We start from the raw sequence: 14,098 nt of genomic DNA, 5'->3' as shown, positions 1-14,098 counted from the left end.
CAGCGGTCATGGTTGCGGCACCCATCAGAAGCCCTCCCTTTTGTCGAGGTTGGTCATCACGGTGTAGAACACCCAGGAAATCAGCAGGATCACGAGGAAGTACATGATCGAGAAGGCAGCAGCCGGGCCCAGGTCGAACTGACCGAGAGCCATCTTGACGAGGTCAATGGACAGGAACGTCGTCGAGTTGCCCGGCCCGCCACCCGTCACCACGAAGGGTTCGGTGTAGATCATGAAACTGTCCATGAACCGCAGCAGGATGGCGATCATCAGGACGCCCTGCATCTTGGGCAGCTCGATATACCGGAACACACTCCAGCGGCTCGCCTGATCGATCTTTGCTGCCTGATAATAGGCATCGGGGATCGACTGCAGACCGGCATAGGCCAGCAGCGCCACCAGCGACGTCCAGTGCCAGACGTCCATGACGATGACTGTGGCCCAGGCGGCGGCGGCATCCTGCGTATAATTGTAGGAAATACCGAGAGCATGCAGCGTTGCGCCCAGCAGACCGATATCGACACGGGCAAAGATCTGCCAGATTGTGCCCACCACATTCCACGGAATGAGCAGCGGCAGAGCCATGAGGACGAGGCAGAACGAGGCCCAGAAACCGCGCTTGGGCATATTCAGAGCGATGAAGATGCCGAGCGGGATCTCGATGGCAAGGATCACGGCCGAGAAGATCAGCTGGCGGCCAAGCGCATCCCAAAGGCGCTGGGAATGCAGCATGTCATCGAACCATTCGACACCAGCCCAGAAGAACTGGTTGTTGCCGAACGTATCCTGCACCGAATAGTTCACCACCGTCATGAGCGGGATCACCGCCGAGAAGGCGACGAGCAGCAGCACGGGCAGGACCAGGAACCAGGCCTTGTGATTGACTGTCTTTTCCATCAGGCGGCCTCCCCCGTAACGCGCCAGCTGTTGGCATAGACATTGATATGCGCGGGATCGAACACCACACGGCTCATGCCTGAGGTGACCGGGTCGCTTTCCCCCGCGATGATGTTGATGTCCGTACCGAAGAATTCGGCCCGGACAACCTTGTGCCGCCCGGCATCCTCGACGCGGCGTACCTTCACCGGCAGACCTTCGGTCTCCGACAGGCGCACGAACTCTGGACGCACACCGATCTGTATCTTGCCGTCCAGGCCTGAATAGCCGTGGCCGAGCGGGATGGTTGCGCCGTTCACATAGGCCGAGTTGCCCTCAACCTTGGCATCCATCAGGTTCATGCCCGGCGAGCCGATGAAATAACCGACGAATGTGTGGGCCGGCCGCTCGAACAGTTCCTGCGGCGTGCCGATCTGCACCACCCGGCCGTCATACATCACCACCACCTTGTCGGCGAAGGTGAGCGCCTCGGTCTGGTCATGCGTCACATAGATCATCGTGTGGCCAAACTCGTGATGCAGCGACTTCAGCTGCGTTCTGAGTTCCCACTTCATGTGCGGATCGATCACCGTCAGCGGCTCGTCGAAGAGAAGCGCGTTGACGTCCTCCCGCACCATGCCACGGCCGAGCGAGATCTTCTGCTTGGCATCTGCGGTCAGCCCGCGGGCCTTGCGGTCCAGCACCTCTTCCATGCCGATCATGCGGGCAATCTTCTGCACGCGTTCGGCGACATAGGCAGCGCTCGCTCCCCGGTTCTTCAGCGGAAACGCAAGGTTCCCGCGCACAGTCATCGTGTCGTAGACGACCGGGAACTGAAACACCTGCGCAATGTTGCGCTCCGCCGTCGCTTTCTCCGTGACATCGGTATCGTTGAACAGGATACGGCCCTGGCTCGGCACAAGCAGGCCGGAGATGATATTGAGGAGCGTGGACTTGCCGCAGCCGGACGAGCCGAGCAGCGCATAGGCCTCACCATCGTTCCAGACGTGGTTCAGCTCCTTGAGCGCAAAGTCCTCTTCGCCCTTCGGACGCGGATTGTAGGAATGGGCGAGATTGTCGAGCGTGATCTTGGCCATGGGTCCCTCCTCACGCCGCCAGCGCATAGGCGGCCGGAGCCACCAGCGAACCGTCCTGTCCGAAGACATAGACATGGGAAGGGTCGAGATAGAGCTTGAGCGCCGTTCCCAGGGTCAGGTCATGCACGCCATGCACAAGCCCGACCCAGCGCTCGCCGTGATGCTCCAGATGCACGAATGTCTCCGACCCGGTGATCTCCGTGACCATCAGATGAGCGGTAAACTCCATCGCATCGGCGCTGTGCCGGTGCAGTTCCAGGTGATTGGGGCGGAAGCCTGCGATGTAGCGGCCATCGCTCAGATCCGACAGCTTGCCCGCTGCCGGGATCGACTGGCCGTCACCGAACATCAGCCGGGCTCCGGCCTTGGCGATCTGAAGGAAGTTCATCGGAGGATCGGAGAAAACGCGCGCCGTCGTGGCGTCAACCGGGCGGCGGTAAACCTCAGGCGTCGGGCCAAACTGGGTTACCCGGCCCTGCCAGAGCGTCGCCGTGTTGCCGCCAAGCAGCAGAGCCTCCTCCGGCTCCGTCGTCGCATAGACGAAGATCGAACCGGATGCCTCGAAGATCTTCGGAATCTCGACGCGCAGTTCCTCGCGCAGCTTGTAGTCGAGGTTGGCAAGCGGCTCATCAAGCAGCACCAGGCCTGCGTTCTTCACAAGCGCACGTGCCAGCGCGCAGCGCTGCTGCTGTCCGCCCGAGAGTTCGAGCGGCTTGCGCTGCAGCATCGCAGTGAGCTTCATCAGCTCCGCAGTCTTGTGCACGGCTTTGTCAATCTCCGCCGGCGACTTGCCCATCAGCCTCAGCGGGCTGGCAATGTTGTCATAGACGGTCATTGCCGGGTAGTTGATGAACTGCTGATAGACCATGGCGATGGCACGATCCTGCACCCGCACGCCGGTCACATCCGTGCCGTTCCAGAGAATCTTGCCCGAAGACGGCTGGTCAAGGCCGGCCATCAGGCGCATGAGTGACGTCTTGCCTGCCGAAGTCGGTCCAAGCAGGACGTTCATGCTGCCCTCACGCAAGGTAAGGTTCGTTGTGTGGATGTGCGTCAGCCCACCCACGACCTTGGAGACATTCTCCAGGACCAGGGTCATGTATTCCCTCCTCCCAATTCCTCCTACTGAGCTGCAGCCTCCCCAAGCCGCAGCGCACAGGTACTCTTTATCCATTCATCCAGCGCCGCCACCTCGGCAGCACTCAGGCGAAGGCCCAGTTTGGACCGGCGCCACACCACATCTTCAGCGGTGCGCGCATATTCCTTTTCAATCAGCCACTTGACTTCCCGCTCGGTCAGGTTCCATCCGAAGTGACGGCCAAGGTCCTCCACCTTTTCCGCTCCAGCCAGAATGCCTGCCGCCTCGGTGCCATAAGCCTTCACCAGGCGCGTGGCCCAGCGCTCATCAAGGAACGGATACGCGGCGCGCAGGTCCCCGATCAGCTTCGCAACGCCCAGCACCGGAAAGTCGCCGCCCGGAAGCGGCACGCGGGCTGTCCAGGCCCCGGCAGCGCCGGGGAAGTAGGGCACGATCTTTTCCAGCGCATGCTCTGCGAGCTTGCGGTAGGTGGTAATCTTGCCGCCGAAGACGTTGAGCAGCGGCGCGCCGCCGGTCTCTTCCACCTTCAGCACATAATCGCGGGTCGCCGCCGTCGCCGATTTGGCGCCGTCATTGTAGAGCGGGCGAACACCGGAGTAGCTCCAGACGATATCATCAACCGTGACCGGACGCTTGAAATAGCCGGAAGCGAACTTCAGCAGATAGTCGCGCTCCTTGTCCGTGCAGACCGGCTTGACGCCCGGCTCCGGATGATCGGCATCCGTGGTGCCGATGAGCGTGAAATCCGTCTCGTAGGGAATGGCAAAAATGATGCGGCCATCCTCGCCCTGGAAGAAGTAGCACTTGCCGTGATCGTAGAGCTTCTTCGTCACGATGTGGCTGCCTCGCACCAGGCGGACGCTTTCCTGCGAGTTCGACCGCACGGTGTTGCGGATCACATCCCCAACCCAGGGGCCACCAGCATTGATCAGCATCTTCGCCTTGCGGCTGGTGCGGGCGCCGGTGTTGCAGTCTTCAAGCACGATCGACCACAGGCCATCCACCCGCTCGGCAGAGACCACGCGGGTGCGCACCATCACCTCGGCGCCGCGCGCCTCGGCATCGCGGGCATTCAGCACCACAAGACGCGAGTCCTCGATCCAGCAATCGGAGTATTCATAGGCCTTGGCGAAGCGGTCCTGAAGCGGCTCCCCCTCCGGGCCGGACTTCAGATTGACCGTCGTGGTGCCGGGCAGGATCTTGCGGCCGCCAAGGTTGTCGTAGAGAAACAGTCCGAAGCGGATCAGCCATGCCGGGCGGCGGCCCTTCATCCAGGGCATCACCGTGTTCAGGAGTTTTGATGTCGGCGTTTCGCCCTCAAAGCGCATGTCCTTGTGATAGGGCAGCACGAAACGCATAGGCCAGCTGATATGCGGCATTGCCTCCAGCAGCGTTTCCCGCTCAATCAGCGCCTCGCGCACCAGCCGGACCTCGAAATATTCGAGATAGCGCAACCCGCCATGGAACAGCTTGGTGGAGGCCGAAGAGGTGGCAGATGCCAGGTCATTCATCTCGGCCAGCGCAACGGACAGGCCGCGCCCCGCCGCATCACGGGCAATGCCGCAGCCATTGATGCCCCCGCCGATGATAAAGAGATCGACCACCTGGTCCTGCTGCGACGTCACGGGCAAAGGCCTCCTGAAACCGGACATTTGTGAAAATAAACGAACCACAAGACGTGGGCTTTCGTCAATCGTTGATTTTCGTTTATGTTCGTTTTTGTTTTCTCCCGCACCGGCAAACACTTGACCGGGAGCAGCCGGCAAAAACGCCCTGCGAAAGGTCTATGCTGCAGAACAGCATGTATTTCTTGTGCATTGCACTCGCTCTTCCGCACCGCAAGAAACCCTTCGCATCTCGGCCAAGCATTCGCCTCGCGCCTGAAACTTGAAAAAGGGAACCAAACCGAACATATTGCGCATCCAAAAAGGAATATGCCGTGTCCCAGAGCTTCCGCCAGCCCGAGATTCTCGAACTCGCCCGCCAGCAGGGGAAAGTCACCGTCGAAGGGCTTGCGGCTCACTTCGGCGTGACTGTGCAGACCATCCGCCGGGATCTTGCCGAGCTCGCCGACAGCGGCCGGCTGGAGCGGGTGCATGGCGGAGCGATTCTGCCATCGGGCGTCTCCAACATCGGCTATGAGGACAGGCGCAATCTCAACCGCGAAGCGAAGGCCGCCATTGCAGAGGCCTGCGCGAAGGCGATCCCGGAAAATGCGTCCGTATTTCTCAACATCGGCACGAGCACGGAAGCCGTCGCCCGCGCACTGCTGCACCACCGCAATCTGATGGCGGTGACCAACAACATGAATGTCGCCAATATCCTCGCCGCCAATCCGGACTGTCAGGTCATCGTGGCGGGCGGGGCTCTGCGCCGCACCGATGGCGGACTGGTCGGCACGCTGACCATGCGCACCATCGAACAGTTCCGCTTTGACTTTGCCGTTATCGGCTGCTCGGCGCTGGACGAAGACGGCGACCTGCTGGACTTCGACATCCAGGAAGTCGGTGTCAGCCAGACCATCATCCAGCAGGCGCGCAAGACATTTCTGGTCAGCGACCACTCCAAGTTCCTGCGCGGCGCCCCGGTGCGCATTGCCTCATTGAGCGAGATCGACACCTTCTTCACCGACCGGCCGCTCTCCCCTGCCCTCAGCACCCGCTGCAGGGAGTGGGGCACAAAGACCGTGATCTGCGGCGGATAAGCCGCCGCTACGGCTTTTCGCAAGAAAGAGGGTGACACGCGGCGCCGCTGAGGCTACCTCCTCGCCTGTGCCGCAGTGCGGCAATTCTTTTGCCAAAGGGCCCCGGCCCCGGAACAGGCCAGCAGAAGTGCCGGCCATCCTTGTGGAGTGACACCATGAGCCACACCCTGATTGCACCCTCCATGCTGGCGAGCGACTTCTCGCGGCTGCGTGACGAGATCCGCGCCATCGACGGCGCCGGTGCCGACTGGATCCACTTGGACGTGATGGATGGCCATTTCGTGCCCAACATCACCTTTGGCCCGGACATCATCGCCGCCATGCGCCCGCATACCGCCAAGGTGTTCGACACGCATCTGATGATCGCCCCTTGCGATGCCTATCTGGAAGCCTTCGCCAAGGCGGGCTCCGACATCATCACCGTGCATGCAGAGGCAGGTCCCCATCTCGACCGCTCGCTGCAGGCCATCCGCAATCTGGGCAAGAAGGCGGGCGTATCGCTGAACCCGGCAACGCCGGAAAGCGTCATCGAATATGTGCTCGACCGGCTGGATCTGGTGCTGGTCATGAGCGTCAACCCCGGCTTCGGCGGGCAGAAATTCATTCCCGCCGTGGTGGACAAGATCGCCCGCATCAAGGCCATGATCGGCAGCCGTCCGATTGATATCGAAGTGGACGGCGGCGTCACCCCGGAAACCGCTCCGCTCGTGACGGCAGCCGGGGCCAACGTGCTGGTGGCAGGTTCCGCCGTGTTCAAGGACGGCACGCCGGAGACCGCTTCCCACTATGCGGCGCAGATCGAAGCCATCCGCAGCGCGGGCAACGCGGCAGCACAGGCATGAAGGCCGTCATATTCGATCTGGACGGCACGCTGGTCGACAGCGTGCAGGCCATCGCAGACATCGGCAATGCGCTGATGACCGAGCTTGCCCTTGCCCCACTCTCCGTCACCGAGGCACGAAGCTACATCGGCAACGGCGCAGCGCGCTTCGTCGAAAGGGCACTGGCGGCCCGCGGCATCAGCGGCGATGCGGCTCTGCTGGCAGAGCGTGTGGAGCGTTTCGAAGAGCTTTATGCGCAAGCTCCCGGCGGTGCCAACCCGCCCTTCCCCGGTGTGGAAGCCGCCCTTCACGCACTGAAGGCACGCGGTATCCGTCTCGGGCTTTGCACCAACAAACCCGGCGCACCAACGCACAATCTGGTGGCTGCGCTTGGTTGGAGTGACCTGTTCGACGTGGTGGTGACAGGTGACACCCTGAACACCCGCAAGCCGGATCCGGCACCACTTGCCTATGCGGCCAAGGTGCTCGCGCTTTCGCCAGAAGACCCGGCCTTTGCCTATGTGGGCGACAGCGAAGTGGATGCGGAAACCGCTGTTGCGGCCAAAGCGCGTTTTTTCCTCTTCACCGAAGGCTACCGCAAGAGCCCGGTGACGGCCCTGCCGCATGAAGCCGCCTTCAGCGACTTCGCAGACCTGGAAGCTCTGCTGAACGGCTGATCAGTAGCCCCGCTGGCGGTCCACTGCCGGCGGGATCTCGCCGCGCTCGAAGTAGGCCGACAGATTGGCCGCAACGATCCGTGCGGCCGTCGCCGGTGTCGTTGGCGCGCTGATATGCGGCAGCACGGTGATGGACGGATGGCTCCAGCAGGGGTTGTCGGCCGGAAGCGGCTCCTGTGCAAAGACATCCAGCACAGCATGGGACAGCTGCCCCTCGTCAAGGGCAGCCAGCAGCGCAGGCTGATCCACAATCGGCCCACGGCCAAAATTGATGAGCCCCGCGCGACGCGGCAGCATGGCGAGCCGAGCCGTGTTGAGCAGGCCGCGCGTGTCCGGCGTCAAGGGCAGCAGCACCACAACGATATCCGAGCGCGACAGCACCCGCTCCAGGCCATCCCCGCCGCTGAAACACTCGACGCCCTCGACCTCTGCCGGAGTGCGGCTCCAGCCGCTGACCGGGAACCCGTTTGCCACCAGCCGCCGGGCAGCAGCCTTACCCAGATTGCCCAGCCCGAGAATGCCGATGTGCCGCTCAGCCGCAAGGCGCGGCAAGGCTTCGGCCCAGACCTTCTCGCGCTGCTGCGCCAGATAGAGCGGCATGTCCCGGTGAAGATAGAGCGAGAACGCCAGCACCGCTTCGGCCATGGTTTCCGCCAGCTGCGGATCCGTCATGCGGACAATGGCGAAGTCCGTATCGATCAGCTCGCCCAGCAGCCGCTCCACCCCGGCCCAAAGGCTCTGCACCCATACAAGGCCCGGCAGTTCATGCAGATGAACGGGATCAGGATTGGCGACAATGGCCACACGTGCCGAGAGGCGTTCTGCTGCGTCCATGGAAGCCAGAGGCCGCACTTCGATCTGCGGCATGAGGCTCTCAAACTGCATCATCCATTCCGCCCGTTCCTCGGCAGAGATCCGGGCAATGAAAGGAACGACGGGTTTCATGACGGTGGCACCTTGCGCTTTCACATTTGCGCCGGATCATGCCTTGCCACAATGCTGCCGCAAAGCGGAAAGTGCCCGGCGGCAGCAAAAATCAGCTCGCCAGCCGTCCGGCCTCCGGCATCTGCGACGCGCCATCAGTGCCACCGGCAGCCCCGTCTGCAGACGCCGCGCGCAACTGCTCGCGCAGCATGAGCGTCTGCACCGAAGAGAGCGGCATAGGGCGCCCGAAGAGGAACCCTTGCACGGCGGGACATCCGGCGTCGCGCAGATAGGCGAACTCCTCTTCATTCTCCACCCCCTCTGCCAGCACAGGGATGTTCATGCTCTCCGCAATCAGCAGGGCAGCACGCACGATGGCGGCAGCACGGGGCCGGTTGGCCACATCGGTGATGAAGCTGCGGTCGATCTTGATCTTGTCGAAGGGGAAATGCTGCAGCAGCGCCAGCGAGGAATAACCCGTTCCGAAGTCATCCATGGCGATGGAAACACCCAGTGCCTTGAGACGGGTGATGGTCGCCAAAGCCCTTGCGTGGTCGGCGATCAGGCCGCTCTCCGTCAGCTCGATTTCCAGGCGCTCTGGCGCAAGCCCCGTCTCCTTAAGCACTTCATCCACGAGAGTGGGCAAGTCAATACGCGTCAGCTGATAAGCCGCGACATTGACCGCCACCTTATATCCCCCCGGCCAGGCCGCCGCATCGGCACAGGCACGGCGAAGGACATATTCGCCGATTTCCGCAATCAGTCCGGTACGCTCGGCAACCGGGATGAATTCACCCGGAGACACCATGCCAAGAGTGGGATGGTGCCAGCGCACCAGCGCCTCAAAGCCGACAAGGGACCGGGTGCTGGTGCAGTTCTGGGGCTGGTAATAAAGCTCCAGCTGGTTGCCTGAAGCAGCGCTCCGCAGATCAATCGCCAGCCGGGCCTGGTGGCGCACGTCGTCATCAAGACCTGCCTGATAACGGCGGACCTCCCCGCTGCCGCCGCGCCGGGCCTCCTGCGCAGCAAGGCTCGACCTTGTGATCAATGCAGAGGCATCAAGCCCATCGTTAGGAAAAACGGCATAGCCCACAGCACTGCGCAGGGTGAGCGTGCCAGCTGGCGTCATGTGCGGTCCGGCCACCAGTTTCTGTAGCCGGGCTGCAGTGGCCATGAGTTCATGACGGCCAAACACCCCTGTCTTGATCAGCAGAAACTGCGCACCGGGCAAGCGGGCGGTATATTCATCAGCCAGCAGAGCATCATTGAGATGCAAGCCGACTTCCCGGAGCACAGCATCTCCGGTGACCTCGCCATGCGCCGCGTTGATCATGGCGAACTCTTCCAGATCAAGGGTGTAGACCGCCACCTTGTCGTTGCCGCGAATTGCGCTGCCAAGAAGCCCGGCGAGCTTGCTTTCCGCCCAAGTCTTGTTCGGCAGACCCGTAAGAGCATCAAACTGGGTGAGCTGCTGATAGCGCTCCGTTGCCTCTTGCAGGGAAAACCGGTCGATGGTGTAGGACGACCCGACAGTCACCAGCAAGACAGTGGTGACACCAATCACCGTTGCCAGCATGTACTCGTCCGGCATGGCCTGAGGCGGAATATCAACGCCTGCCAGCGGCATAATGGTCATTGCATCCATACCGGTGAAGTGCATGGAAACGATCGCCAGCACCATTGCCACCATCGACCCCGAACGGCAGAAGCGCGTCACTGGCCGGGAGGCACGGTTGAAGGCCAGCCCGCCGAAGAACGCACCGAGCACCACAGATGCCAGCACATAGGACGGTTCCCAGGTGATGATGCCCGGGACAAGAAATGCGGCCATGCCGGTGTAATGCATGATCGCGATACCAAGGCCAAACAGTACTCCGCCCAGCTCGATCGTCATCCCCGCCGGTGAGCGCAGAGAGACACTGAAGGCAAAGCAGATGCAGAGGAACAAAACTCCAAAGCTGGCTGCGGTCAAACCGGGTGCAAATGAGCGCTCGAAGGGGACCAGATAGCCAAGCATGGCTGAAAAATGCGTGGTCCAGATCGTGCAGGTCGCAACAAGCGCACCAAGGAACAGCCAGAGCCACCGGCGGGAGCCGTCACTCCTGCGCATGCGCGTGTAGATGCGCATCGACAGAAAAGACCCGAAAATACAGACGATCGCAGCAAGCGCGACGTAGCGCAGGTCATGTTCGACCGCGATACAGGACAAGACGTTCAGCATGCATTGCACCCCTTCACGAGGGAAAATACGTAGCAGCTGCGTAAAGTCTCCTAACGCCGCGGAAATTCCGCATTTAACGTCACCAGTTCGTTGATCTGCACAACTTTATATTGAATCAATACACGAAAAACACCACTTGAGCGCATGCCTGAAGAGGTGGGAAAGGCGGCACAGCGGCCGCGCAACACAGATGAAAAGGAATGCAATTCCAACAAGCCTGAAATCAGAGCAACAAAATAGAAACAAAAACTTTAATGATGAAATAATCATATTTTCAATAGTAAAAAACAAAAGCAATAAGACAAAATAATCTTTTCAAAATCGAAATTTTCAAGAGTATAATATAAAGAACGACAAATATGACAATCAGCCCGAATTCAGGCAAATTTTAAAATATGTCAAAACCTTGACATAAATATACACCAGACTATGTTTAGTCCGATCCCTCTTAATGCAAGGGGATATTTCAAAATGCCGGAGATCTTCGATCAGAGGAGGACATCCTCCCGCCGGCATTACATTTTTGCCATCACGTGATCCTGGATCGTGCTGGCTTTCGCGCTGCGGGCACGGCCTGCGGATGACGATGAACAGGAGACTGACAATGACAAAGACACTTCTGCTGACGGGCGCTGCCCTGATTGGCCTTGGCATGTCCGGCGCGTCTGCCGCCGAAGATTGCGGCAAGGTGAGTCTGGCCGAAATGAACTGGCCATCAGCGGGTGCCATTGCCCATATCGACAAGATCATCCTGGAAGAGGGCTACGGCTGCGAAGTCGAGCTTGTGATTGGCGACACGGTCCCGACCTTCACCTCCATGACGGAGAAAGGTGAACCGGACATGGCGCCGGAACTCTGGGTGAACACCATCCAGGAGCCCCTCGACAAGGCGGTCGAAGAGGGCAAGCTGATCGTCGGCAGCGAAGTGCTGTCCGAAGGCGGCGTGGAAGGCTTCTGGATCCCGACCTATCTGGCTGAAGAACACAACATCAAGACCCTGGCCGATGCACTGGCCAAGCCGGAACTGTTCCCGGGCGCAGAAGACAAGTCCAGGGGCGCCTTCTTCAACTGCCCGTCCGGCTGGGCCTGCCAGACCCTGACCACCAATCTGTTCAAGGCCTTCGACGTCGAGAACAAGGGCTTCGAGCTGGTCGACACCGGGTCGGCTGCCGGGCTGGATGGTTCCATCTCGCGCGCCTTTGAACGCAAGGAAGGCTGGCTTGGCTACTACTGGGCTCCCACTCCGATCCTTGGCAAGTATGAGATGACGCAGCTCGATCTGGGCGTAAAGCATGATGCTGCCGAGTGGGAGCGCTGCACTGCCATTTCCGGCTGCCTCGATCCCAAGCCCAACAACTGGGACAAGTCGCCTGTCTACACGGTCGTGACCAAGGAATTCGCGGACAAGGCTGGTGTCGCCATGGACTATGTCAAGGCACGCTCCTGGGACAACAAGACCGCAGGCGAAGTGCTGGCCTGGATGACCGACAACCAGGGCACCAACGAGGATGGCGCGTACTGGTTCCTCGAAAACAAGCCGGAAATCTGGAGCACCTGGGTTTCGCCGGAGGTGGCGGAAAAGGTGAAGTCGGCCCTCTGAGCAGACACCCGATGAACCGGCAGGCCATGGGGCACAGCTTTCCTGTGGCCTGTTCGCCGGTTTGCCCCAGGCACCTGCCCGCAAGCTCAGGCTGCGGGCAGGTGCTGGCGCAAAGAGGAACAATAAATGGATTTCTTTGACTTTCCCTCGCTCAGCCGTGGCACCTTGCGTGTTCTGCGGCAGACAATCGACGAGGGCTTTCTGACCTTTACACGGGCCTATGGCGAAACGCTGGAACAGGCCTTCGAACCGCTGCGCCTGCTTCTCATCGGCATCGAGAGCCTTCTGCTGGATTCGCCCTGGCCGCTCGTCATGGCCGGCATTCTCGGCCTTGTGTTTTTGCTCAGCCGCAGCTGGCGCGTGACGGCAGGCAGCCTTGCAGCCCTTGTGCTGATCGGCGTGCTCGGCATGTGGGATGACACAATGCGCACCATGGCAATGGTGGCGGTGTGCACCCTCACAGCGGTCGTGCTCGGCATTCCCATCGGCATCGCCATGGCCCGCTCGGACCGGCTGCAGGCCTTCATCAACCCGGTACTCGATCTGATGCAGACAATGCCGGTCTTCGTCTACCTCATTCCGGTGGTGATGATCTTCGGCCTCGGCAAGGTGCCGGGCGTGATTGCGGTGGTCATCTATGCCATCCCGCCCATGATCCGCCTCACCAATCTGGGCATCAGGCTTGTCAGCGCCGATGTGCTGGAAGCTGCCGATGCTTTCGGATCCTCCTCCTGGCAGAAGCTGAAAGACGTGCAGCTGCCGCTGGCACTGCCCACCATCATGGCCGGCATCAACCAGTGCATCATGATGTCCCTGTCCATGGTCGTCGTCGCCTCCATGATCGGCGTGCGGGGTCTGGGCCAGCCAGTGCTTCAGGCCATCACCAACCAGTTCTTCACCATGGGCATTCTCAACGGCCTCGCCATCGTCGCCATCGCCATCATCTTCGACCGGTCCACCCAGGCCTATGGCAAGCGCATGCAGAAACACACGGAGGCCACCCATGGCTGATCAGCTTACGGCAGCCCCTGCCGATGATCCGGATGAAGAGACGAGCACCGCCGGCATCGAGTTGCGCGGCCTTTACAAGGTCTTCGGACCCAATCCAGCCAGCGTGATGGACCTTGTGCGGGGGGGCATCTCCAAAACGGAACTCAACGACAAGCACAATCATATCCTTGGCCTGAAGGACATCAACCTGACCATGCCCGCCGGGCGCATTCAGGTGGTGATGGGGCTGTCCGGCTCGGGCAAATCCACCCTCATCCGCCACATCAACCGGCTGATCGAGCCGACCGCAGGTGAGGTCCTGTTCGAAGGGCAGGATGTTTGCACCATGTCCGCGCAGGAGCTGCGCAACTTCCGCCGCCACAAGACGGCAATGGTGTTCCAGAAGTTCGCCCTGCTGCCGCACCGGACAATTCTGCGCAACGCCATCTATGGCCTTGAAATTCAGGGTATCCCCGAGCGGGAAGCCAAGGCGCGGGCGGCCAAGTGGCTGACGCGCGTGGGGCTGGAAGGTTATGAGGATTATTATCCCAACCAGCTTTCCGGCGGTATGCAGCAGCGCGTCGGCCTTGCCCGGGCACTGGCCAATGACGCCGGCATCCTGCTGATGGACGAGGCTTACTCGGCCCTCGACCCGCTGATCCGCATGGACATGCAGAAGGTGCTGCTGGACCTGCAGCAGGAGCTGAAGAAGACCATCGTCTTCATCACCCACGATCTGGACGAGGCCCTGCGCCTCGGCGACCGCATCGCCATCCTGCGCGATGGCGAAATCGTGCAGGATGGCACGGGCCAGGAAATCGTGCTGCGTCCGGCAGACAGCTATATCGCCGATTTCGTGCGCGAGGTGAACCGCGGCCGGGTGCTGAAGGTCAACACCATCATGCGCAAGGGCGAACTGGCCGGAACGGAGCTGACGATCCCCAGCGGCAGCCTGTTGGAAGATGCAGCAAGGCTCTTCTCCGAGACCAGCGAGACTGCCGCCATCGTGGTGCGCCCTGATGGACGGAAACTCGGCACCATCCAGCTGCATGACATGATCGCAGCCATGGTCTCACCGGGCTGAGATAA

The 14,098-nt window shown here is 61.0% G+C and carries 12 protein-coding genes; 6 read left to right on the top strand and 6 right to left on the bottom strand.

Annotation, left to right across the window (positions count from 1 at the left end):
- Positions 1 to 24: 24 nt before the first annotated feature.
- Genes V6L75_RS19270 through glpD form a run of 4 tightly spaced genes read right to left on the bottom strand, consistent with a single transcriptional unit; the run spans position 25 to position 4,697 of the window.
- Complete coding sequence (locus V6L75_RS19270; RefSeq protein ID WP_334253102.1) at positions 25 to 897, bottom strand: carbohydrate ABC transporter permease; 873 nt, start codon at positions 895 to 897, stop codon at positions 25 to 27.
- Positions 897 to 1,973, bottom strand: a complete 1,077-nt coding sequence (locus V6L75_RS19265) for an ABC transporter ATP-binding protein (protein WP_334253101.1) — start codon at positions 1,971 to 1,973, stop codon at positions 897 to 899. Before V6L75_RS19265 ends, V6L75_RS19270 begins: the two co-directional genes overlap by 1 nt.
- A gap of 10 nt (positions 1,974 to 1,983) precedes the next feature.
- Entirely contained in the window at positions 1,984 to 3,072 is a 1,089-nt protein-coding gene (locus V6L75_RS19260) for an ABC transporter ATP-binding protein (RefSeq protein WP_334253100.1), read from the bottom strand.
- A 23-nt stretch (positions 3,073 to 3,095) separates the two neighbouring features.
- Entirely contained in the window at positions 3,096 to 4,697 is a 1,602-nt protein-coding gene (gene glpD / locus V6L75_RS19255; RefSeq protein ID WP_334253099.1) for a glycerol-3-phosphate dehydrogenase, read from the bottom strand.
- Positions 4,698 to 5,011: 314 nt separating this feature from the next.
- Here glpD and V6L75_RS19250 point away from each other — a divergent pair, with 314 nt between their 5' ends.
- The 3 genes from V6L75_RS19250 to gph all read left to right on the top strand — a co-directional run bounded on the left by V6L75_RS19250 (position 5,012) and on the right by gph (position 7,274).
- Positions 5,012 to 5,776, top strand: coding sequence for a DeoR/GlpR family DNA-binding transcription regulator (locus V6L75_RS19250; protein ID WP_334253098.1), 765 nt, complete (start codon positions 5,012 to 5,014; stop codon positions 5,774 to 5,776).
- A gap of 155 nt (positions 5,777 to 5,931) precedes the next feature.
- Positions 5,932 to 6,618: a ribulose-phosphate 3-epimerase gene (gene rpe, locus V6L75_RS19245; protein WP_334253097.1), complete on the top strand. Its 687-nt coding sequence runs from the start codon at positions 5,932 to 5,934 to the stop codon at positions 6,616 to 6,618.
- Positions 6,615 to 7,274 (top strand): phosphoglycolate phosphatase, encoded by a 660-nt coding sequence (gph, locus tag V6L75_RS19240; RefSeq protein ID WP_334253096.1) that lies wholly within the window; start codon positions 6,615 to 6,617, stop codon positions 7,272 to 7,274. The genes rpe and gph overlap by 4 nt, the downstream gene beginning before the upstream one ends.
- Here the strand turns inward: gph and V6L75_RS19235 are convergent, their stop codons facing one another.
- Together V6L75_RS19235 and V6L75_RS19230 are read right to left on the bottom strand one after the other, a co-directional pair.
- Complete coding sequence (locus V6L75_RS19235) at positions 7,275 to 8,219, bottom strand: 2-hydroxyacid dehydrogenase (RefSeq protein WP_334253095.1); 945 nt, start codon at positions 8,217 to 8,219, stop codon at positions 7,275 to 7,277.
- 91 nt (positions 8,220 to 8,310) lie between these two features.
- Positions 8,311 to 10,419: a putative bifunctional diguanylate cyclase/phosphodiesterase gene (locus V6L75_RS19230; RefSeq protein ID WP_334253094.1), complete on the bottom strand. Its 2,109-nt coding sequence runs from the start codon at positions 10,417 to 10,419 to the stop codon at positions 8,311 to 8,313.
- Between the two features lie 604 nt (positions 10,420 to 11,023).
- On the opposite strand from V6L75_RS19230, the gene V6L75_RS19225 reads away from it, so the two are divergent.
- The 3 genes from V6L75_RS19225 (at position 11,024) to V6L75_RS19215 (ending at position 14,093) form a co-directional block, all read left to right on the top strand.
- Positions 11,024 to 12,019, top strand: coding sequence for an ABC transporter substrate-binding protein (locus tag V6L75_RS19225; protein ID WP_334253093.1), 996 nt, complete (start codon positions 11,024 to 11,026; stop codon positions 12,017 to 12,019).
- Between the two features lie 126 nt (positions 12,020 to 12,145).
- A complete protein-coding gene (locus tag V6L75_RS19220; protein WP_334253092.1) occupies positions 12,146 to 13,030 on the top strand; it encodes an ABC transporter permease in 885 nt (294 codons plus the stop codon).
- On the top strand, positions 13,023 to 14,093 hold the full coding sequence (locus tag V6L75_RS19215) for a quaternary amine ABC transporter ATP-binding protein (RefSeq protein ID WP_334253091.1): 1,071 nt from the start codon (positions 13,023 to 13,025) through the stop codon (positions 14,091 to 14,093). The genes V6L75_RS19220 and V6L75_RS19215 overlap by 8 nt, the downstream gene beginning before the upstream one ends.
- The last annotated feature ends 5 nt before the right edge of the window (positions 14,094 to 14,098 follow it).

The organism is Pannonibacter anstelovis (assembly GCF_036881715.1).
Lineage (GTDB): Bacteria > Pseudomonadota > Alphaproteobacteria > Rhizobiales > Stappiaceae > Pannonibacter > Pannonibacter anstelovis.
The sequence above is the reverse complement of the archived record's forward strand: the minus strand, read 5'-3'. Positions and strand labels throughout refer to the sequence as shown.